Consider the following 20,880-nt stretch of genomic DNA (forward strand, 5'->3'; position numbering starts at 1 on the left):
GCAAGGGCGCCGTTCAAGGAGTTATTCATGTCATCCACGTCCTTGCTACGTGGCGGCCTGCTGTTGGCCGCCCTGCTGGGCGCACACGTCCAGGCGGCTGACAGCCTGGTGGTGTGCACCGAAGCGAGCCCGGAAGGTTTCGATATCGTCCAGTACACCGCGGCGACCACCGCCGACGCCAGCGCAGAGACCCTGTTCGAGCGCCTGGTGGCCTTCGCTCCCGGCAGCACCGAGATCATTCCCGCGCTGGCGCAGAGCTGGAGCATCAGCGACGACGGTCTGAGCTACACCTTCAACCTGCGCCAGGGGGTGAAATTCCACAGCAACCCGGCGTTCACCCCGACGCGCCCCTTCAACGCCGACGATGTGTTGTGGAGCTTCCAGCGTCAGCTCGACCCGGATCACCCCTGGCACAAGCTGTCGCTGCGCGGCTTTCCCTACGCCGAAGCCATGGGCCTGCGGCAACTGATCGAGCGTGTGGAAAAGCTCGACGACTATCGCGTGCGCTTCGTGCTCAGGCACCCGGAAGCGCCATTCCTGGCCAACCTGGCCATGGGCTTCGCCTCCATCTATTCGGCCGAGTACGCCGACCAGCTGCTCGCCGAGCATGCGCCCGAGCGCCTCAACAGCCAGCCCATCGGCACCGGCCCGTTCATCTTCGAACGCTATGCCAAGGATGCCCAGGTGCGCTTTCGTGCCAACCCCGACTACTGGGATGGTGCCCCTGCCATCGACCGCCTGCTGCTGGCCATCACCACCGAGCCCAACGTCCGCCAGCAACGGCTCAAGGCCGGCGACTGCCAGATCGCCCTGTATCCGCGTCCGGTGGACATCCCCGCGCTCAAGGCCGATGCACGACTGCAGGTGCTGGAACTGGACTCGCTGCTCACCGCCTATATCGGCATCAACACCCGCCACCCGCCGCTGGATGACGTGCGCGTGCGCCAGGCGCTGAACCTGGCGTTCGACAAGGCCGCCTACATTCGCGCGCAGTATGGCGAAGGCAATGCGAGCCCTGCCGTCGCCCCCTATCCGGCGACACTGTGGGGCTACGACGAACAGTTGCAGGACTGGCCGCACGACATCGAGCGCGCCCGCCAGCTGCTGGGCGAAACCGGGCGCAAGAGCGGCTTCAAGCTGTCGATCTGGACGCGCCCCGGCGGCGGCCCGACCAATCCCAACCCCGGTATCGGCGCGCAGATGCTGCAGGCCGATCTGGCCAGGCTGGGCATCGCCAGCGACATTCGCGTGTTCGAGTGGGGCGAGCTGATCAAGCGCGCCAAGAATGGCGAGCACGATCTGGTGTTCATGGGCTGGGCCGGCGACAACGGCGACCCGGACAACTTCCTCACGCCCAACCTGTCCTGCGCAGCCGCCGAAAGCGGCGAGAACCAGGCCGGCTGGTGCAACGAGGCCTTCGATGCGCTGATCACCCAGGCCCGCCGCGAGCCGCAGCAGCAAAAACGTGCGGCGCTGTACCGCCAGGCCCTGGCAATCTTCCACGAGCAGGCGCCATGGATCGCCCTGGCCCACCCGAAGCAGTTCGCCGCGCTGCGCAAGGGGGTCGAAGGTTTCGTGCTCAGCCCCATGGGTTCGAACAACTTTGCCCGGGTGAAGCTGCCATGAACCCTCGCCGCACAGCCCGCCAACCGGCGATGGCCCCGGAAGGCCTCCGGGCCACGCATACCCAAGAACAGCGGCGGACCACGCAGTCCGCTGCCCGCTTCCAGCCATGGAGTAGAACCGCCTGATGTTTTCATTCATCGCCAGACGCCTGGGGCTGCTGATCCCCACCTTCTTCGGCGTCACCCTGCTGACCTTCGCATTGATCCGCCTGATCCCCGGCGACCCGGTGGAAGTGATGATGGGCGAACGCCGCGTCGACCCGGAAATGCACGCCCAGGCCATGGAGCGCCTGGGGCTGAACAAGCCGCTGTATGCCCAGTACCTCGACTACATCGGCCAGCTCGCCCAGGGCAACCTGGGGGAATCGCTGCGCTCGCGCGAAAGCGTCTGGCGCGAGTTCCTCACCCTGTTCCCCGCCACGGTCGAACTGGCACTGGCGGCGCTGCTGTTCGCCGGTACGCTGGGCCTCGTCGCGGGGGTGGTCGCCGCGCTGAAACGCGGCTCGCTGTTCGACCACGGAGTGATGGGCATCTCGCTGACCGGCTACTCCATGCCGATCTTCTGGTGGGGCCTGCTGCTGATCATGTTCTTCTCCGTCGGCCTGGGCTGGACCCCCGTGTCCGGACGCATCGACCTGCTCTACGACATTCCGCCGGTCACCGGTTTCATGCTGATCGACACCCTGCTCTCCGATGAACAAGGTGCCTTCCTCGATGCCCTGCATCACCTGATCCTGCCCGCCATCGTGCTCGGCACCATCCCGCTGGCGGTGATCGCCCGCATGACCCGTTCGGCCATGCTCGAAGTGCTGCGCGAGGACTACATCCGTACCGCGCGGGCCAAGGGCCTCTCCCCGGCACGGGTGGTGTTCGTCCACGGCCTGCGCAATGCGCTGATCCCGGTGCTCACCGTGTTCGGCCTGCAGATCGGCACCCTGCTGGCCGGCGCCGTGCTCACCGAAACCATCTTCTCCTGGCCGGGCATCGGCAAATGGCTGATCGAAGCCATCGGCGCCCGCGACTACCCGGTGGTGCAGAACGGCATTCTGCTGATCGCCTGCCTGGTGATCCTGGTCAACTTCATCGTGGATGTCCTCTATGGCCTGGCCAATCCACGCATCCGCCATCAGCAGTAAGGAAGGCGCCATGCACGAACATGACGATTACGCAGGCTGGATGACCCCCGCTTCATCCAGCGTGAAAAACCATTGGCGGACCGCCACTGCAGCATCCAGCCCACGCGAGGTGCGCCCATGACGACCGCCACCACGCTCGACCAGAGCCTGCTCTACCCTTCGCCGCTGAAGGAATTCTGGCAGGCCTTCAGCCATAACAAGGGCGCCCTGGGCGGCCTGGCGTTCATGCTGCTGATGGTGTTCTGCGCCCTGTTCGCCCCCTGGATCGCCCCACACGACCCCAGCGAGCAGTACCGCGACTTCCTGCTCACCCCGCCGGTGTGGCTGGAAGGCGGGCAATGGCAGTTCCTCCTCGGCACCGACGAACTGGGCCGCGACCTGCTGTCCCGCCTGATCCATGGCGCACGCCTGTCGCTGCTGATCGGCCTGGCGTCGGTGGTGCTGTCGCTGATCCCCGGCATCCTCCTGGGCCTGGCCGCGGGCTTCTTCCCGCGCCTGCTCGGCCCGAGCATCATGCGCCTGATGGACATCATGCTGGCCCTGCCGTCGCTGCTGCTGGCGGTGGCCATCGTCGCCATCCTCGGCCCCGGGCTGATCAACACCATCTTCGCCATCGCCATCGTTTCGCTGCCGTCCTACGTGCGCCTGACCCGCGCCGCGGTGATGGGCGAACTCAACCGTGACTACGTCACCGCCGCCCAGCTGGCCGGCGCCGGCCTGCCTCGCCTGATGTTCGTCACCGTGCTGCCCAACTGCATGGCACCGCTGATAGTGCAGGCTACCCTGAGCTTCTCCTCGGCGATTCTCGACGCCGCCGCGCTGGGCTTTCTCGGCCTCGGCGTGCAACCGCCCACTCCCGAGTGGGGCACCATGCTGGCCTCGGCGCGCGACTACATCGAGCGCGCCTGGTGGGTGGTCAGCCTGCCGGGTCTGGCCATCCTGCTCAGCGTGCTGGCGATCAACCTGATGGGCGACGGTCTGCGCGATGCGCTCGACCCGAAACTCAAGAATGCGCAGTGAGGAGCCCGACATGAGCCATACCCCAGCCCGAATCGGCCTCCTCCCCTCTCCCGTTCACGGGCGAGGGCTCTGCCCAACCCTCCCCCGCCAGCAGGCGAGGCAGCACGCCCTGTGTGTCAGCGACGCAGGGGGGATGACGCGCTGTTCATCCACCACGAATCTACGACGCTGGACGGGTGCAGCATCGTCCACCCTGCGCACGGAGGCACGCCCATGAGCCTGCTGGATATTCGCAATCTTTCCGTACGTTTCGGCAGCGCCGATGCCGTGCCGGTGGTCGACGGCCTCGACCTGTCCGTGGAAAAGGGTGAAGTGCTGGCCATCGTCGGTGAGTCCGGCTCCGGCAAGTCGGTGACCATGATGGCGCTGATGGGGCTGATCGACGCCCCCGGCATCGTCGGCGCCGACTGCATGCAGTTCGATGGCACCGACATGCTGCGCCTGAAAGGACGTCAGCGCCGGCACATCGTCGGCAAGGATCTGGCCATGGTCTTCCAGGACCCGATGACCGCCCTCAACCCCAGCTACACCGTGGGCTTCCAGATCGAGGAAGTGCTGCGCCAGCATCTCGGGCTCAAGGGCAAGGCCGCGCGGGCACGTGCGCTGCAACTGCTCGAACGCGTCGAGATCCCTGCTGCCGCCAGCCGCCTGGACGCCTATCCGCACCAGCTTTCCGGTGGCATGAGCCAGCGCGTGGCGATCGCCATGGCCATCGCCGCCGAGCCCAAGTTGCTGATCGCCGACGAGCCGACCACGGCGCTGGACGTCACCATCCAGGCGCAGATCATGGAACTGCTGCTGGACCTGCAACGCGATCAGGGCATGGCCCTGGTGCTGATCACCCACGATCTTGCCGTGGTGGCCGAGACGGCCCAGCGCGTCTGCGTGATGTACGCCGGGCAGGCGGTTGAACTGGGCCAGGTGCCGGCACTGTTCGATGCCCCCAGCCACCCCTACACCGAGGCACTGCTCAAGGCCATTCCCGAGCACAGCGCAGGCGCCGAGCGCCTGGCGACCCTGCCCGGCATCGTGCCCGGACGCTACGACCGGCCGCAGGGCTGCCTGCTGTCCCCGCGCTGCCCCTACGTGCAGGAGCGCTGCCGCCAGCAGCGGCCCGCACTCGATGAACACGCCAGTGGCGCCGCGCGCTGCTTCTTTCCCCTGGAGGTGGCCTGATGAGTTGCGTACTCGAAGCCCAGGACCTGACCCGTCATTACAACGTCTCGCGCGGCCTGTTCAAACCCACCGCGCTGGTCAGGGCACTCAACGGCGTGTCGTTCAGCCTGCAGGCCGGCAAGACGCTGGCGGTGGTCGGTGAATCCGGCTGCGGCAAATCCACCCTGGCCCGCGCCCTCACCCTGATCGAGGAGCCCAGCTCGGGCAGCCTGCAGATCGCCGGTCGCGAAGTGGCCGGGGCCAGCAACGACCTGCGCAAGCAACTGCGCCGCGACGTGCAGATGGTGTTCCAGAACCCCTACGCTTCGCTCAACCCCCGGCAGAAGATCGGCGACCAGCTGGCCGAGCCGCTGCTGATCAATACCGGCCTGGATCGCGGCGAGCGCCGCGAGCGCGTACAGGCGATGATGCAGCAGGTGGGCCTGCGCCCCGAGCACTACCAGCGCTACCCGCACATGTTCTCCGGCGGCCAGCGCCAGCGCATCGCCCTGGCCCGCGCCATGATGCTGCAACCCAAGGTCCTGGTGGCGGATGAGCCGACCTCGGCGCTGGACGTGTCGATCCAGGCCCAGGTGCTCAATCTGTTCATGGACCTGCAGGAGCAGTTCGCCACCGGCTACGTGTTCATCTCGCACAACCTCGCGGTGGTGCGCCATGTGGCCGACGACGTGCTGGTGATGTACCTCGGGCGCCCGGTGGAAATGGGCCCGGCGGCGGCCCTCTACGACCGCCCCCTGCATCCGTACACACGGGCGCTGCTGTCGGCGACGCCGGCGATCCATCCCGATCCGGACAAGCCCCGGGTGAAGATCAGCGGCGAGCTGCCCAATCCGCTCGATCCGCCGTCCGGCTGCGCCTTCCACAAGCGCTGCCCGCATGCCGACGAGCGCTGCCGCGGCGAGCGCCCGGAGCTGCGCCTGATCGACACGCGCCAGGTCGCCTGCCATCACGTCGAGCGAATAGCCGGCTGAGCGTCTTCAGCTCACTGGCGGCAGGGTCAGCTCGATGCTCTCCGCCAGGGAGTCCTCCAGGCGCTGCAACTCGACCTCCACGGCCGCCGCGTCGTCGGCCAGCGACTCGGCGATGTGCATGAATGCCGGCGTCGCCTCGACGAGGGCCAGTACCACCATGGGATCGAAGCGCGTACCGCTGGCCTCGCTGATCTGCGCCACCGCCTGAGCGGGGCTGAGCCGCGGCCGGTACGGGTGCTGGCAGGTCAGCTCCTCGAAGTGGCCGACCAGCGCCATCAGGCGTGCGGACAGGGGAATCTGCTCACCATGCACGCCCTGCGGGTAACCCTTGCCATCCCAGCGCTCGTGCTGGCCATGGACGATGTCCTTGGCATCGGAGAGAAAACTGGTGCTGCTACCCAGCTTGCGCTCGGCACGCAGCAAGGCGTCCCGCCCGGCCAGCACACCTTCGCTGAGCAGGCGCAGGTCGCCCTCGTCCGGTTCGCCATGGCGGAACAGGATACGGTCCGGCAGGGTCATCCGGTCGATCACGTGGAGCATGGCGGACTTGCCCAGCTGGGCGATGCGTTCCTCGTCCAGCTGAGCGGAAAGCGCGGGCTGTTGCCGTGCCACCGCCGCAGCCAGGCAGGTCATGTAGCGCTCGATGCGCGCCAGGTGACGGCTGCACGGGTTGTCACGCATGACGGCAACGCTGGCCATCGCTTCGATGGTCACGTCCTGCAGTTTCTGGATATCGCGGGTGCGCCGCTTGACCTCGAGTTCGAGGTACTCGCTCTTGTCGCGCAGGTAGTCGGTGGCCGCCTTGAGCTGCAACTGCGCCTTGACCCGAGCCAGGACGATGGGCGGGCTGACCGGCTTGGTGATGTAGTCGGCGGCGCCGAGGTCGAAGCCCATCTGCTCGTCGACGGCATCGCGCTTGGCGGTCAACAGAATCAACGGGATATGCCGGGTCTGCGCCTCACGCTTGAACTGGCGGCAGAGCGCATAGTCATCCTGCCAGCCGAGCAGTATCAGGTCCGGCTGCGGCGCCTCGCAGGCGGCAGCCAGTGCCTGGTCAGCGGCGACCAGGCGCACCTGGTAGCGCTCGACCAGCAGTGCGCCGATGCGCTCGCGCACCTCCTGTGAGTCGTCCGCGACCAGAATCAGCTCCTGTTCCGGCCTGTCGAGCATCCCGCGCATGGCGACCTCCACGGCTACCTGTCTACCGAACAGTAAAGGCGCAGAACGGCATCTGCGCCCAGGTGTTCCACAACTGACCGCCGTTAGGCTTTGAAAGTGCAATACGGATTGGCAGCGCGGCGGAGCCGGCCGACAATCGTCATTCAGACCGTCATCACCTGGGCAGGCCACATGTTGAATCCGGAGAGTTGCTGGCAGGCCGTCTGCGAGCGCGACGCGACGCTCGACGGACGCTTCGTGTTCGCCGTGCGCAGCACCGGCATCTATTGCCGGCCAAGCTGCCCGGCCAGGCGCCCACGCCGCGACAACGTCAGCTTCCATGCAGACCCGGGCAGCGCCGAAGCCGCCGGCTTTCGCCCGTGCAAGCGCTGCTCGCCGCAAGGCCAGAGCCCGGCACAGCAGCTCGACGCGCTGGTCGCGGCCGCCTGCCAGTTGCTGCGCGGCGAGCAACGCCTGACGCTGCCCCAGCTGGCCGCACGCATCGGCTTGTCGCCCTCGCACCTGGCGCGTGCGTTCAAGGCGCGTACCGGCATGACGCCCCACGCCTGGGCCGATGCCGAACGACGACAGCGCCTGGACGCGCACCTCGCGCAATCGCACAGCGTCCTCGATGCCGCGCTGGCGGCGGGCTACTCCGGCACCCGTGCCCTGTATGAGAAGCCGCAGGCCATGAGTCCGGGCCGACGGCGTTCAGGGGGCGCCGGCGAACACCTGCGCTACGGCATCGCCCCCTGTGCCCTCGGCCACGTGCTGCTGGCGAGCAGCGACAAGGGCGTCTGCGCCCTGCTGTTCGGCGACGATCCGGCGACGCTGCTCGCCGAACTGCAGCAGCGCTTCGCCGCAGCCCGGCTGGAGCAGGATGAGGGCGCCCTGCACGACTGGCTGCAGCAGGTACTCGGGCAACTGCAGGAGCCGGAACGCGCCGCCCACCTGCCGCTGGACATTCGCGGCACGGCCTTCCAGCAGCGCGTCTGGCAGGCCCTGCAACAGATTCCCAGCGGCGAAACCCGCAGCTACGCCGAGCTGGCCGGGCAGTTGCGCAGCCATCCGCGCGCGGTGGCCCGGGCCTGCGCCAGCAACGCCATTGGCCTGCTGCTGCCCTGCCACCGTGTGGTGGCCAGCGACGGCAGCCTCAGCGGCTACCGCTGGGGCCTGCAGCGCAAGCGCCAGTTGCTGGCGAACGAGCGTGGCGAACCATGAGTTCGCCGCTGCCACCCGCGACGCCCGCCCCGCAACAGCATCGCGAGCGTTACACCAGCATCGCCGCCGCCACCTCGTTACGCTTGCCGCGCCCGACCAGTTGCTCGACCAGGGTCAGGGCGAAGGCCAGTGCCGTTCCCGGCCCCTGGCTGGTGATGCAGTTGCCGTCGACCACCACCGCTTCATCGACGAAGCTGCAGCCGCTCAGGCGATCGCTGAAGGCCGGGTAGCAGGTCATCCGCCGCTGCCTGAGCACCCCGTAGCCCTGCAACGCCAGGGCGGGCGCCGCACAGATGGCGGCGAACAGCTCACCGGCCCTGGCCTGCTTGCGCACGCGCTCGGCCAGCGGCTCGAAGTCGGCCAGGCGCTGCGCACCGGGCATGCCACCGGGCAGCACGATCAGGTCGAAGTCCTGCGCCAGCACATCCACCAGCATGGCGTCGGCGGTCAGGCGCGAGCCACGGGAACAGGTGATCATCCGCCGCTCCTCGACACTTGCCACCAGCACCTCGACGTCGGCACGGCGCAGCACATCGATCAGGGTCACGCATTCGAGATCCTCGACGCCATCGGCGACGGTGATCAGTGCACGCTTGCTCATCTATCCACTCCTTCAGGTGCGAAATGAAACTGTCCGCCTGGTCATGAAATGGCCGCACAGCGCACAAATTCACCAGGCAAAACCTTGCTGGTATGATGCGCGGCTTTTGCGGGAACGGGCAATTTTCCGGCCGGTTCGGACGAATGTGCTTTGCTTTCTGCAGACCAATTTCGGCGCGCTCGCGCCTTGGGGAGCCACCATGCTGGAAAGACTGTTCCAACTCAAAGCCCACAACACCACGGTGCGCACCGAGGTTCTGGCCGGGATCACCACCTTCCTGACCATGGCCTACATCCTCTTCGTCAACCCCAACATGCTGGCCGCGACCGGCATGGACCACGGCGCGGTGTTCGTCGCCACCTGCCTGGCCGCCGCCATCGGCTCGCTGGTGATGGGCCTGCTGGCCAACTACCCGATCGCCCTGGCCCCGGGCATGGGTCTCAACGCCTTCTTCACCTACACCGTGGTGATGACCATGGGCTACAGCTGGCAGACCGCCCTGGGCGCGGTGTTCCTCTCCGGCGCGATCTTCTTCCTGCTGTCGATCTTCAAGATTCGCGAATGGATCATCAACAGCATCCCGCTGGCCCTGCGCGCCGGCATCGCCGCCGGTATCGGCCTGTTCCTGGCGATCATCGCCCTGAAGAACGCCGGCATCGTGGTCGATCACCCGGCCACCCTGGTCGGCCTGGGCGACATGAGCAACGGCGGCGCGCTGCTGGCCTGCCTGGGCTTCTTCGTCATCGCCGCGCTGGCCTACCGCAAGGTCACCGGCGCCGTGATGATCGGCATTCTGCTGGTCACCGCACTGTCGATCATCCTCGGCCTGTCCGAGCTGCCGGGGGTGGTCTCGATGCCGCCGTCGCTGATGCCGACCCTGCTGCAACTGGATATCGCCGGCGCCCTGGACATCGGCCTGGTCAGCGTGATCTTCGCCTTCCTCTTCGTCGACCTGTTCGACACCTCCGGCACCCTGGTGGGCGTGGCGCAGAAAGCCGACCTGCTGGACAAGGACGGCAAGATGCCGCGCCTGGGCCGTGCCCTGCTGGCCGACAGCACCGCGACCATGGCCGGTGCCGCACTGGGTACCAGCACCACTACCAGCTACATCGAATCCGCCGCGGGCATCAGCGCCGGTGGGCGTACCGGCCTGACCGCCTGCGTGGTCGCTGCGCTGTTCCTCCTCAGCCTGTTCTTCGCCCCGCTGGCCGGCTCCGTACCGGCCTATGCCACCGCACCGGCGCTGCTGTTCGTCGCCGTGCTGATGATGAGCAGCCTGGCGCAGATCGACTGGGACGACCTGACCGTCGCCGCCCCGGTGGTGATCGCCGCCCTGGCCATGCCGCTGACCTTCTCCATCGCCAACGGCATCGCCTTCGGTTTCATCGCCTGGACCGGCATCAAGCTGCTGTCCGGCCGTGCCCGCGAGCTGAACGCCGCGATGTGGGTGCTCTCGGCGCTGTTCATCGTCAAGCTGGCCTACTTCGCCTGATCGGCCCTTGGCTGGGCATGCCATTGCAGCCCCCCATACCCGCTAGCCGAAGCAACGGTGGATGAAAAGAGCGTCATCCACCCTACGCCCCCCCGCCGGCCACCACCTAGGGTGGACATCGCTTTTCATGTCCACCAATCACTCACTTGTGCCCACCCACAGCGCCGCGCCGACGAGTAACCCAAGGCACGCGGCCACCGCCTCCGCTACAATGGCGCCCCGTTTTCCTGCCTGCACGAGTGACCGATGAGCCGCCCCGCATTCGACCCCGCCACCTACGACGCCCAACTCGCCGAGAAGAAGGCACGCCTGGTCGAACTGCTGGCGCCCTTCGCCGCCCCCGAACCGCAGGTATTCGACTCGCCACGCGAGCATTACCGCCTGCGCGCCGAATTCCGCCTGTGGCGTGAAGACGGCCAGCGCCACTATGCGATGTTCGCCCCGGGCGACAAGCACACGCCGATCCTGCTCGACGACTTCCCCATCGCCAGCCTGCGCGTGAACGAGCTGATGCCACGCCTGCGCGCGGCCTGGCAGGCCAGCGAGGTGCTGTCGTTCAAACTGTTCCAGGTGGAGTTCCTCACCACCCTGGCCGGCGACGCCCTGATCACCCTGGCCTATCACCGTCCGCTGGACGACGCCTGGCAGGCCGAGGCGGAAAAACTGGCCAGCGCGCTCAACGTCAGCCTGGTCGGTCGCTCGCGTGGCCAGCGCCTGGTGATCGGCCGCGACTACGTGGCCGAGGAGCTCGACGTGGCCGGGCGCAGCTTCCACTACCGCCAGCCGGAAGGTGCCTTCACCCAGCCCAATGGCCGGGTCTGCGAGAAGATGCTCGGCTGGGCCTACGATGCGCTCGGCGAGCGCCAGGATGACCTGCTCGAGCTGTACTGCGGCAACGGCAACTTCACCCTGCCGCTGGCCACCCGCGTGCGCAAGGTACTGGCCACCGAGATCAGCAAGGCCTCGGTGAATGCCGCCCTGGCCAACCTGGCCGACAACGGCGTGGACAACGTCGAGCTGGTGCGTCTGTCCGCCGAGGAACTGACCCAGGCCCTCAACGAGGTGCGCCCGTTCCGCCGCCTGTCGGGCATCGACCTGAAGAGCTACGACTTCGGCAGCGTCTTCGTCGACCCGCCACGCGCCGGCATGGACCCGGACACCTGCGAGCTGACCCGACGCTTCGAGCGCATCCTCTACATCTCCTGCAACCCGGAGACCCTGGCCGCCAACATCGCCCAGCTGCACGACACGCACAAGGTCACGCGTTGCGCGCTGTTCGACCAGTTCCCCTATACCCATCACATGGAAGCGGGCGTGCTGCTGGAGCGCCGCTGAGTCGCCTGAACGGCTCAGTTCCCGCGCTGAATCCCCCGCAGCGCCCACCAGGCCAGCCCGGCCGAGACCAGTTCGAGCAGCAGCGCGTAGAGATTGAAGGTCTGCTGCGCGCCACCGTCGAGCCAAAGGCCGCCGATGCGCGCCACGGCCAGGGCGCTGTAGAGCAGCACCAGCAGGGTCAGCGCCGGACGCAGCAGGTCGAGGCGCAGCAGCGCCATCGCCAGAAAGGCCGCCAGGCCAAGCTGCAGGCCACCGTAGAACGCCCGGACCTCGGTCACCGCCGCGGCGCTCATCAGCAGCGCACCGCTGAAGCTAGCCATTTCCTCGGGGCGGATGAAGTAGGCCAGCCCCAGCAGGACGAGGGCGGCAATCTGGATCAGCAGGACGATTCGCGCGAACAGCATCGGAAATTCCTCGTTCAAGTGCCGGCGCGCAGGGCGACGCCGCACCAGATCATGGCACTTCCGTCAGGATGATCTACAACTATCACCTGTAGTAGTGCCCTCACCGTACTCGACATGGAGGTCGACATGCCTGCCCGCCGTCCTAGTCGTCCCGCCCGTCGGCGCCATGCCGAACTCGTGCCTGAGTACCTCTCCACGCCCCCGCTCAGGAGCCCCGCGACACCGTGAACCGACGCACCGGATGATGCGCCGCAGCCTAGATAACGGCCACCCTGCACTCACTGCGCGAACCGCTCGCCAGGCAGGCGTGGCCACATAAGGAGATGATCCATGCGCAACGCACAAGGAACCCTGATCTTCACCCTGGCACTGGCCACCCCACTGCTCGCCCCGGTAGCCCAGGCCGGCACCTTTCCCGACTTCGGCTACCAGCCACCGAGCAAGGAATACAGCGGGCCGCTGTTCCAGCTCAGCCAGTCCTATCCCGACGCCGCACCTCCCGCGTCGGCCCTGCCGGCCTTCTTCAAGCTGCTACCCGGCAAGCCGAGCAACGACTTCGAGACCTGGCGCGAGTACATGGACGCGGTCAAGGACTACTGCCTGGAAGGCAACGTGGAGAACGACTGGAACGTGCAGAAGAACACGCTGCGCCAGTGGTACCACATGCCCTGGCAGCACTACGGTCCGCTGGGTCGTGAGGGCATCCACGGCCTGACCAAGGAGGCGCAGATCCAGGCCAAGCAACTCGCCGCGAGCCAGACCAGCACCGGGCAGACCTACGCGGTGGGCATCTACAACGACATCGGCGCCTACACCATCGGCCAGGTGTGGAAAGACCCGCAGAACCCCAACCCGGACTTCACCTCCAAGCCCAACAGCTTCGCCAACGGCACCGTGGTGTGCAAGGCGCTGTTCGCCGATGTCGACCGCAGCCAGGTGCCCTTCCTGCAGAACCCGGTGCTGTGGAAGGGCTATATCACCACGCGGTTCGACTCCGCCGACCGCGAGGTGAAGGACGTCGCCCTGATCCAGATGGACATCGCCGTGCGCGACACCCGCATCAACGAAACCGGCTGGATCTTCGGTACCTTCCAGTACAACGGCGCAGTCACCGGCAAGGCCGGCTGGGACAACCTGGTCCCGGTGGGCATCATGTGGGGCAACGACCCGCAGGACACGGGCAACGACTTCAGCAACCCGCAACCGAGCCAGACGCGCATCAACCCCAACCTCAAGCAGACCGCGATCAACGCCAACACGGCGCAGTTGCCGCCGACGCACCTGGGCTGGAATGGCCGCCTCAACGGCCCGGTGGATAACCCGGTCAGTTCCTGCATGAGCTGCCACATGACCGGGGAGTACCCGCAACTGGCCATCATGAACCCCACCTTCCAGGCCAACCCTCCGGCGGTCGGTTCGCCGCAATGGATGCGCTGGTTCCAGAACATTCCCGCCGGCCAGCCGTTCAGCCCCGGCACCAAGAGCAGCGACTACAGCCTGCAACTGGCGGGAGGCCTGGCCAACTTCTATGACTGGAAGTGCAACCAGGGCGGTGTCTTCGTCGATGGGCACAACGCCTGCCAGAAGGCCAGCCAGTTGAAGCTGATGCTCAAGAAGGAGGTCAAGCCCGAGCAGATCCAGCCGGTACAGCGCGATCCCGGCCTGATGGAACTGGAGTGACCCGTGCAGCGGCGCCGGAGCAACTGCGGCGCCGCGTCACGCATCTTGGTCATCCTCGGGCGCGGCGGTATCCTCTACCCCACGCCCACAGGAGCTGCCAACATGCGCCTTTCCCTGCTTGCCCTCTTCCTCATCGGCAACCTGGCCCACGCCAGCGAGCCGCTGACCATCGATGTCCACCGCGACGCCAGCTGCGGCTGCTGCACCGCCTGGATCAGCCATTTGCAGGACAACGGTTTCACCGTCAACGACCACGTCGAGCAGGACATGAGCGCGGTCAAGCGACGCCTCGGCGTGCCAGCGCGCCTGGCCTCCTGTCATACCGGCGTGATCGACGGCAAGTTCGTCGAAGGCCATGTGCCGGCCGCCGACATTCTCAAACTGCGCGAACGCTCCGACCTTGTCGGCGCCGCCGTACCGGGCATGCCCGTGGGCTCGCCCGGCATGGAGTACGGCGACCGCGTCGACGCCTACCAGGTCATCGGCCTGGACCGTGACCGTCAGGACCAGGTGCTGAGCGACTACCCCGCTCCGCAGCGATAACCAACGAGGGAGCAGCGACATGCGCTGGCAGAAAGGCAGACGCAGTGACAACGTGGTGGATGCACGCGGCCGCTCCGGCAGGCGCGTCGGCGGCGGCTTGAGCCTGGGCGGCGTGGCGGTCATCGTCATCGTCGGCCTGCTGATGGGCCAGGACCCGCTGCAGATCCTCGGCCAGATAGCCGGCCAGGCCACGCAGCCACAGGCACCCCAGTCCCAGACAGCACCACCCGCCGGGGATGAACAGAGCGAGTTCGTTCGCGCCATTCTCGGCGATACCGAGGACACCTGGCGCGAGCTGTTCCAGCAGGCCGGGCAGCAGTACCGCGACCCGCAACTGGTGCTGTTCTCGGGCGGGGTGAACTCGGCCTGCGGCTTCGCCAGCTCGGCGGTCGGCCCCTTCTATTGCCCAGGCGACAAGCGCGTGTACCTGGACATGGCCTTCTTCCGCGAGATGGAGCAGCGCTTCTCCGCCGCCGGCGACTTCGCCCAGGCCTACGTGATCGCCCATGAGGTCGGCCACCACGTGCAGACCCTGCTGGGCGTATCGGCCAAGGTCAATGCCGCCCGCCAGCGCGGTGAGCGGGTCGAAGGCGATGGCGGCCTGCTGGTGCGCCAGGAGCTGCAGGCCGACTGCCTGGCCGGCGTCTGGGCACACCATGCCCAGCGGCGTCACGACTGGCTGGAGGCGGGTGACCTGGAAGAGGCGCTGAACGCCGCCAGCGCCATCGGCGACGACCGCCTGCAGAAGCAGGCGCGCGGCCAGGTGGTGCCTGACGCCTTCACCCACGGCACCTCGCAGCAGCGTGTGCGCTGGTTCAGCACCGGTTTCGAGACCGGCCAGCCGAGCCGCTGCGACACCTTCAAGGCGACACGCCTGTAACAGCCAAGCGGCTCAGATCGCGAAGCGTCGACTCCACCAGGCGAAGGCACTGGCCGCCCCGCCACACAGGGCGATCACCAGTGCCATCGGCACCGCCGAGCCATCATGCAGGAAGGCCACCAGCGCCGAGGCGCTGGCGGCCACGGTGAACTGCATGCTCCCCAGCAACCCCGAGGCACTGCCGGCATGCCGCCCCTGCCCGGCCATGGCGCAGGCCGTGGCGTTGGGCAGCAGGCAGCCCAGGCTGGCGACGCAGATGAACAGCGGCACCAGCAGCGGCCAGAGCTGCTCCGGTCGCCACCACGCCAGCGCCAGCAGGCACAGGCCGCTGCTCAGGTACACCAGCACCACGCGCCGCAACCACACCGCCGGACCACCCGCCCGCACCAGCCGCGCATTGACCTGGGCCATGATCACGAAGCCGGCCGCATTGCTGCCGAACAGCCAGCCGTAGTGCTCGGCCGGCACGCCGTACAGCTCGATGAAAACGAAGGGGGAGCCGGCGATATAGGCGAACATCCCCGCCATCGCCACACCGCCAGCCAGGCTGTAACCCATGAACGGCGCATTGCCCAGCAGCGCCCGGTATTGCCCGAAAGCGCCACTCAGGGGCGCTGGCGGCAGCTCCTGCGGACGCGTCTCCGGCAACCAGCGCAGTACTGCCAGCAGGCACAGGGTCGCGAAGATCGCCAGGCTGTGAAAGATCCAGGGCCAGCCCAGGGTGTTGAGCAGCAAGCCACCGCCCAGCGGCGCCAGGATCGGCGCCAGCCCCATGACCAGCACCAGTTGCGAAAACACCTTGGCCGACGCCAGCGGGTCGCACAGGTCACGCACCACGGCGCGGGTGATCACCATGCCGGCGCAGCCGCCCAGGGCCTGCACGAAACGCGCGGCGATCAGCCACTCCAGGCTCGGCGCGATCGCACAGGCCAGCGAGCCCAAGGCGAACAGCGCGACACCGACCAGCAACGGCACCCGGCGCCCGAAGCGGTCGGCCAGCGGCCCGTAGAACAGCTGGCCGATGGCGATACCGACGAAGTAGGCCGCCAGCGACAGCTGGATGTGTTCGACATCGGTGGCGAACTGCTGAGCCAGGGTCGGGAAACTTGGCAGATAGAAATCGATGGCCAGAGGGCCGAAGGCACACAGGGCACCGAGAATCAGGAGTGTTCTCAGGTTCATGACTATTCCGGGCTTTATTGTTAGCCGGCTAATCATCTCACCGACCGCAGGCGCGGTGAAAGCCCCCCTGCGCCGCCATCGTCGTGCACGACGCAGGACCTAAAACACTGGCGCTGATACCCGTCGATCACCCCTCAGCAGAGGTCATGGCAAAGCCGGTAAACTCCGCCCCCTCATAGCCCAGCACCAACCTGCCGGATCACCATGCGCAGAACAAAAGAAGACGCGGAGAAAACCCGCCATACCATCCTGGCCGCAGCCGAACACCTGTTCCTCGAGCGCGGAGTCGCCCACACCAGCCTGGAGCAGGTCGCCAGACACGCGGGTGTGACCCGAGGTGCCGTCTACTGGCACTTCCAGAACAAGGCCCACCTGTTCCACGAGATGCTCAACCAGGTGCGCCTGCCACTGGAGCCACTGGCCCAGCAGCTGGCCGAAGTGGACGGGCTGGTATCCCTGCAGCTGCTGCGCGACCTGTGCATCGAGGCCATGGCCAACCTGGTTCTCGACGACCAGCGCCGGCGCATCCTCACCGTGCTGCTGCGGCGCTGCGAGTTCACCGAGGAGCTGCGTGAAGCCGAGGAACGCCACGAAGCCTTCGTCAACCAGTTCATCGCCCTCTGCGAACAGCAGTTCGCCCTGCCGTCGGTACAACCACTGCTGCAACCCGGGATCACCTCCCGCCTGGCGTCACGGGCCCTGCATGCCATGCTGGTCGGGCTGTTCAGCGACTGGCTGCGCGACCCCAACCTGTTCGACGCGCAGACCGACACGCCGGCGATGATCGACAGCTGCTTCCGCGGCCTGCTGCGGCAGTGGCCGTAGCACCACTCGCGGCCGGCTAAGGCGCGCTCACCTCGTAGCCCTCGCCGCGTATCGCCGCCTCCAGCTGCGCGGCCGGCACGTCACTGTCGACCTGCACCACGCCGGCGGCGAGATCGACATCCACCTGCGCCGCCGGGTCGAGCGCCTTGATCGCCTGGGTGACGGTCCTGACGCAGTGACCACAGGACATTCCGCTAACCTTGAACTGCTGCATCTGCTGACTCCTTGAATCGATGGTCGATGGGTGTAGTCTCGACCTTGCCACGGTGGCAAGGTCAAGCACTTGCCGCCAGTCATTCAGCCGGCTTTCGACATGGGGATCATCGTCATGCGCCTGCCCTACCTGCTGCTTGCCGCCCTGCTTGCGCCAGCAGCCCTTGCCCAGCCGCTGGCACCCCTGCCATCGGCCGCCCAGGGCGAGGGCTACGCGGTACTCATCGTTTCACGCGAACGGCTGGAGGTGGCCACCACCTGCGAGGTCGCGCTGTACCTGCATGACCAGATGGCCGCCCGCCTGCACCAGGGCCAGTCGGTGGCGTTCAACCTGCCGCCCGGCAAGGTGTCCCTGCGCCTCGGCCTGACCGGCACCGGGCCGTGCCAGGATGGCATCGCCCAGCTGCAAGGGCAGTCGCTGGAGCTCTATGCCGGCGAAGTACGCCGCTACCGCATCGCCATGGACAACGCCGGCCTGCGACTGCATGCCGCGCCCGCATTGAACTGAACGCTTGACCTTGCCATGGGGTCAAGGTTGATCCTGTGGTCATGACGTTACCGGGAGCCCGTCCATGACCACCTTCGACCTGCCGATCCAGGGCATGACCTGCGCCAGTTGCGCCGGTCGTGTCGAACGCGCACTGCGCAAGCTGCCGGAGGTCGCCAGCGCCACCGTCAACCTGGCCAGCGAGCAGGCGCGCATCGAAGCGCCTGCCGACAGCCTCGGGCAACTGATCGAGGCGATCGAAGGGGCCGGCTACGCCGTTCCCGGCCACGCACTGGAACTAACCATCGAGGGCATGACCTGCGCCAGCTGCGTCGGCCGTATCGAACGTGCACTCGGCAAGCTGCCGGGCGTGACCCAGGTCGCGGTCAACCTCGCGGACGAGAAGGCACGCCTGCAGGTCGTCGCCGGTTTCGACGCGCAGCAGGCACTGCAAGCCGTGGCGGCGGCTGGCTACCAGGCCAGCCTCGTGGACGAGCACGCCCCTGCGGACGATGGCAGCTCGCGCCTGCGCCGCGAGCGCCTCACCTTGTTCGCGGCCATCGCCCTGACCCTGCCATTGCTGGTGCCGATGCTCGTCGAACCCTTCGGCCTGCACTGGATGCTGCCAGCCTGGCTGCAGTTCCTGATCGCCACCCCCGTGCAGTTCATCTTCGGCGCCCGCTTCTACCGTGCGGCCTGGCAGGCGCTCAAGGCACGCGCCGGCAACATGGACCAGCTGGTGGCCATCGGCACCAGCGCCGGCTACGGCCTTAGCCTCTACCAGTGGGCGGTGACACCCGCCGGGCAGATGCCACACCTGTACTTCGAAGCCTCGGCGGTGATCATCAGCCTGATCCTGCTCGGCAAGTACCTGGAAAGCCGCGCCAAGCGCCAGACCGCCAGTGCCATCCGCGCCCTGCAGGCGCTGCGCCCGGATCACGCCGTGCGCCTGGTCGATGGCCGCGAGGAGCAGGTCAGCATCGAGGCGCTGGCCCTCGGTGACCAGGTGCTGGTCAGACCTGGCGAACGCTTTCCCGTGGATGGCCAGGTGGTGGAAGGCCGCAGCCACGCCGACGAAGCGCTGATCAGCGGCGAGAGCCTGCCGGTGGCCAAGCAGCCGGGCGACAAGGTCACCGCCGGTGCCATCAACGGCGAAGGCCGCCTGCTGGTGGAGACCACCGCCCTCGGCGCGGAGACGGTGCTGGCGCGCATCATCCGCCTGGTCGAAGACGCCCAGGCCGCCAAGGCGCCGATCCAGAAGCTGGTGGACAAGGTCAGCCAGGTGTTCGTCCCTGCCGTGCTGCTGGTGGCACTGGCCACGCTGCTGGTCTGGCTGCTTTTGGGGGCCTCCGCCGAACAGGCCCTGCTCAACGCCGTGGCCGTGCTGGTGATCGCCTGCCCCTGCGCCCTCGGCCTGGCGACCCCGACCGCGATCATGGCCGGTACCGGCGTCGCCGCTCGCCACGGCATCCTGATCAAGGATGCCGAAGCGCTGGAGGTGGCCCATGACGTGCGCCACATCGCCTTCGACAAGACCGGCACGCTGACCGAGGGCAAGCCACGCATCGCCCATGTCGGCCTGGCCGAGGCCAGCGAAGAGACGCTGCTGCGCCTGGCTGGCGGCCTCCAGCAAGGCAGCGAGCACCCGCTGGCCAAGGCCGTGCTGGAACGCTGCAGCGAGCAGCGCATTGCCCTGCCCGCCGTGAGCGACAGCCGCGCGCTGGCGGGCCGGGGCATCGCCGGCACGGTCGAGGGCCGCCAGCTGCAACTGGGCAGCAGCCGTCTGCTGGACGAACAGCAGCTGCAGGCCGGCGCCCTGAGCGAGTCCGCCCGCGCCTGGGAAGCCGAAGGTCGGACCCTGTCCTGGCTGATCGAAAGCGGCGACAACCCGCGCCTGCTCGGCTTGCTGGCGTTTGGCGACCAACTCAAGCGCGGCGCCGCAGAAGCCATCGCCGAACTGCGCGAACAGGGCATCACCAGCCACCTGATCAGCGGCGATAACCAGGGCAGCGTCGCGGCGGTGGCAGGCACCCTGGGCATCGACCAACCGCATGCCCAGGTGCTCCCGGCGGACAAGGCGCGCCTGATCGACGAGCTGCGCCAGCAGGGCACGGTGGCCATGGTCGGCGACGGCATCAATGACGCCCCGGCGCTGGCCGCCGCCGACGTCGGCATCGCCATGGGCGGTGGCACCGACGCCGCCATGCACGCCGCCGGCATCACCCTGATGCGCGGTGACCCACGCCTGGTGCCGGCGGCCCTGGACATCAGCCGGCGCACCTATGCGAAGATCCGCCAGAACCTGTTCTGGGCCTTCATCTACAACCTGGTCGGCATCCCCCTCGCCGCGGCGGGCCTGCTCAACCCGATGTTCGCCGGCGCGGCAATGGCCCTGTCCAGTGTCAGCGTGGTGAGCAACGCCCTGCTGCTGAACCGCTGGAGACCCAAGGCATGAACATCGGCCAAGCCGCCAAGCACACCGGCCTCAGCGCCAAGATGATTCGCTACTACGAATCCATCGACCTGCTGCCCCATGCCGGGCGCTCGCAGAGCGGCTACCGGCAGTACGACGCCAACGACCTGCATCGCCTGACTTTCATCAAGCGCTCACGGGACCTGGGATTCTCGCTGGACGAAGTGGGCAGGCTGCTGGCGCTGTGGCAGGACAAGCAGCGCGCCAGCGCCGACGTCAAGGCACTGGCCGAGGAACACATCGCCACACTGTCGCGCAAGATCGCCGAGATGAGCGCACTGCGCGACACCCTGGTGGACCTGGCGGCCAGTTGCCAGGGCAACGAGCGGCCGGACTGCCCGATCCTGCAGGGTATCGAACAGGGCGTCAGTTGCTGCGCCAAGGGACACGCGAAAACGCCGTAGCCCGGATGAAATCCGGGGCCCAGGCGCCGCCTGAGGTAAAGGCCGTAGGAGCCC

The 20,880-nt window shown here is 67.5% G+C and carries 20 protein-coding genes; 15 read left to right on the forward strand and 5 right to left on the reverse strand.

The annotated features are described in order from the left end of the window. Positions 1-27 precede the first annotated feature (27 nt). From EPK82_RS13535 to EPK82_RS13555, 5 genes are all read left to right on the forward strand, one after another. On the forward strand, positions 28-1,626 hold the full coding sequence (locus tag EPK82_RS13535) for an ABC transporter substrate-binding protein (RefSeq protein WP_134676889.1): 1,599 nt from the start codon (positions 28-30) through the stop codon (positions 1,624-1,626). A 124-nt stretch (positions 1,627-1,750) separates the two neighbouring features. After that, positions 1,751-2,761 carry an ABC transporter permease subunit gene (locus EPK82_RS13540; protein WP_037046393.1) on the forward strand — a complete coding sequence of 337 codons (1,011 nt, stop codon included), beginning with the start codon at positions 1,751-1,753 and terminating at the stop codon, positions 2,759-2,761. Between the two features lie 117 nt (positions 2,762-2,878). Beyond that, positions 2,879-3,781, forward strand: coding sequence for an ABC transporter permease subunit (locus tag EPK82_RS13545; RefSeq protein WP_037046390.1), 903 nt, complete (start codon positions 2,879-2,881; stop codon positions 3,779-3,781). A 213-nt stretch (positions 3,782-3,994) separates the two neighbouring features. Continuing rightward, positions 3,995-4,957 (forward strand): ABC transporter ATP-binding protein, encoded by a 963-nt coding sequence (locus EPK82_RS13550; RefSeq protein ID WP_037046387.1) that lies wholly within the window; start codon positions 3,995-3,997, stop codon positions 4,955-4,957. Next, positions 4,957-5,928 (forward strand): peptide ABC transporter ATP-binding protein, encoded by a 972-nt coding sequence (locus EPK82_RS13555; protein ID WP_134676890.1) that lies wholly within the window; start codon positions 4,957-4,959, stop codon positions 5,926-5,928. The genes EPK82_RS13550 and EPK82_RS13555 overlap by 1 nt, the downstream gene beginning before the upstream one ends. A 6-nt stretch (positions 5,929-5,934) precedes the next feature. Here the strand turns inward: EPK82_RS13555 and EPK82_RS13560 are convergent, their stop codons facing one another. Then, complete coding sequence (locus EPK82_RS13560) at positions 5,935-7,107, reverse strand: HD domain-containing phosphohydrolase (protein WP_134676891.1); 1,173 nt, start codon at positions 7,105-7,107, stop codon at positions 5,935-5,937. 171 nt (positions 7,108-7,278) lie between these two features. On the opposite strand from EPK82_RS13560, the gene ada reads away from it, so the two are divergent. After that, a complete protein-coding gene (gene ada / locus EPK82_RS13565; RefSeq protein ID WP_134676892.1) occupies positions 7,279-8,307 on the forward strand; it encodes a bifunctional DNA-binding transcriptional regulator/O6-methylguanine-DNA methyltransferase Ada in 1,029 nt (342 codons plus the stop codon). Between the two features lie 49 nt (positions 8,308-8,356). Here the strand turns inward: ada and EPK82_RS13570 are convergent, their stop codons facing one another. After that, positions 8,357-8,908: a DJ-1 family glyoxalase III gene (locus EPK82_RS13570; protein WP_134676893.1), complete on the reverse strand. Its 552-nt coding sequence runs from the start codon at positions 8,906-8,908 to the stop codon at positions 8,357-8,359. Between the two features lie 199 nt (positions 8,909-9,107). Between EPK82_RS13570 and EPK82_RS13575 the strand changes: the two genes are divergently transcribed. Together EPK82_RS13575 and trmA are read left to right on the forward strand one after the other, a co-directional pair. After that, the gene (locus tag EPK82_RS13575) at positions 9,108-10,400 is read left to right on the forward strand and encodes an NCS2 family permease (protein WP_037046356.1); all 1,293 of its coding nucleotides are present in this window, start codon (positions 9,108-9,110) and stop codon (positions 10,398-10,400) included. Positions 10,401-10,646: 246 nt separating this feature from the next. Beyond that, positions 10,647-11,735 carry a tRNA (uridine(54)-C5)-methyltransferase TrmA gene (trmA, locus tag EPK82_RS13580; protein ID WP_134676894.1) on the forward strand — a complete coding sequence of 363 codons (1,089 nt, stop codon included), beginning with the start codon at positions 10,647-10,649 and terminating at the stop codon, positions 11,733-11,735. A gap of 14 nt (positions 11,736-11,749) precedes the next feature. Here trmA and EPK82_RS13585 read toward each other — a convergent pair whose 3' ends face one another. Beyond that, a complete protein-coding gene (locus tag EPK82_RS13585; protein WP_037046350.1) occupies positions 11,750-12,139 on the reverse strand; it encodes a DUF4345 domain-containing protein in 390 nt (129 codons plus the stop codon). Positions 12,140-12,469: 330 nt separating this feature from the next. On the opposite strand from EPK82_RS13585, the gene EPK82_RS13590 reads away from it, so the two are divergent. The 3 genes from EPK82_RS13590 (at position 12,470) to ypfJ (ending at position 15,242) form a co-directional block, all read left to right on the forward strand. Beyond that, positions 12,470-13,819: a hypothetical protein gene (locus EPK82_RS13590; RefSeq protein WP_134676895.1), complete on the forward strand. Its 1,350-nt coding sequence runs from the start codon at positions 12,470-12,472 to the stop codon at positions 13,817-13,819. A gap of 102 nt (positions 13,820-13,921) precedes the next feature. Beyond that, complete coding sequence (locus EPK82_RS13595) at positions 13,922-14,362, forward strand: DUF411 domain-containing protein (RefSeq protein ID WP_134676896.1); 441 nt, start codon at positions 13,922-13,924, stop codon at positions 14,360-14,362. Between the two features lie 19 nt (positions 14,363-14,381). Further along, the gene (ypfJ, locus tag EPK82_RS13600) at positions 14,382-15,242 is read left to right on the forward strand and encodes a KPN_02809 family neutral zinc metallopeptidase (protein ID WP_047589766.1); all 861 of its coding nucleotides are present in this window, start codon (positions 14,382-14,384) and stop codon (positions 15,240-15,242) included. A 12-nt stretch (positions 15,243-15,254) separates the two neighbouring features. Here the strand turns inward: ypfJ and EPK82_RS13605 are convergent, their stop codons facing one another. Then, complete coding sequence (locus EPK82_RS13605; protein WP_134676897.1) at positions 15,255-16,424, reverse strand: multidrug effflux MFS transporter; 1,170 nt, start codon at positions 16,422-16,424, stop codon at positions 15,255-15,257. A 204-nt stretch (positions 16,425-16,628) separates the two neighbouring features. Here EPK82_RS13605 and EPK82_RS13610 point away from each other — a divergent pair, with 204 nt between their 5' ends. Further along, positions 16,629-17,249 carry a TetR family transcriptional regulator gene (locus tag EPK82_RS13610; RefSeq protein ID WP_037046340.1) on the forward strand — a complete coding sequence of 207 codons (621 nt, stop codon included), beginning with the start codon at positions 16,629-16,631 and terminating at the stop codon, positions 17,247-17,249. A 16-nt stretch (positions 17,250-17,265) separates the two neighbouring features. Here the strand turns inward: EPK82_RS13610 and EPK82_RS13615 are convergent, their stop codons facing one another. Beyond that, positions 17,266-17,463, reverse strand: a complete 198-nt coding sequence (locus EPK82_RS13615; RefSeq protein WP_037046338.1) for a heavy-metal-associated domain-containing protein — start codon at positions 17,461-17,463, stop codon at positions 17,266-17,268. Positions 17,464-17,577: 114 nt separating this feature from the next. Between EPK82_RS13615 and EPK82_RS13620 the strand changes: the two genes are divergently transcribed. From EPK82_RS13620 to cueR, 3 genes are all read left to right on the forward strand, one after another. Beyond that, positions 17,578-17,970, forward strand: coding sequence for a hypothetical protein (locus EPK82_RS13620; protein ID WP_037047372.1), 393 nt, complete (start codon positions 17,578-17,580; stop codon positions 17,968-17,970). Positions 17,971-18,034: 64 nt separating this feature from the next. Further along, positions 18,035-20,404: a heavy metal translocating P-type ATPase gene (locus EPK82_RS13625; protein ID WP_134676898.1), complete on the forward strand. Its 2,370-nt coding sequence runs from the start codon at positions 18,035-18,037 to the stop codon at positions 20,402-20,404. Next, positions 20,401-20,826: a Cu(I)-responsive transcriptional regulator gene (gene cueR, locus EPK82_RS13630; RefSeq protein WP_037046334.1), complete on the forward strand. Its 426-nt coding sequence runs from the start codon at positions 20,401-20,403 to the stop codon at positions 20,824-20,826. The genes EPK82_RS13625 and cueR overlap by 4 nt, the downstream gene beginning before the upstream one ends. Positions 20,827-20,880: the final 54 nt, after the last annotated feature.

This window comes from Ectopseudomonas khazarica, from assembly GCF_004521985.1.
GTDB classification, from domain to species: Bacteria; Pseudomonadota; Gammaproteobacteria; order Pseudomonadales; family Pseudomonadaceae; genus Aquipseudomonas; species Aquipseudomonas khazarica.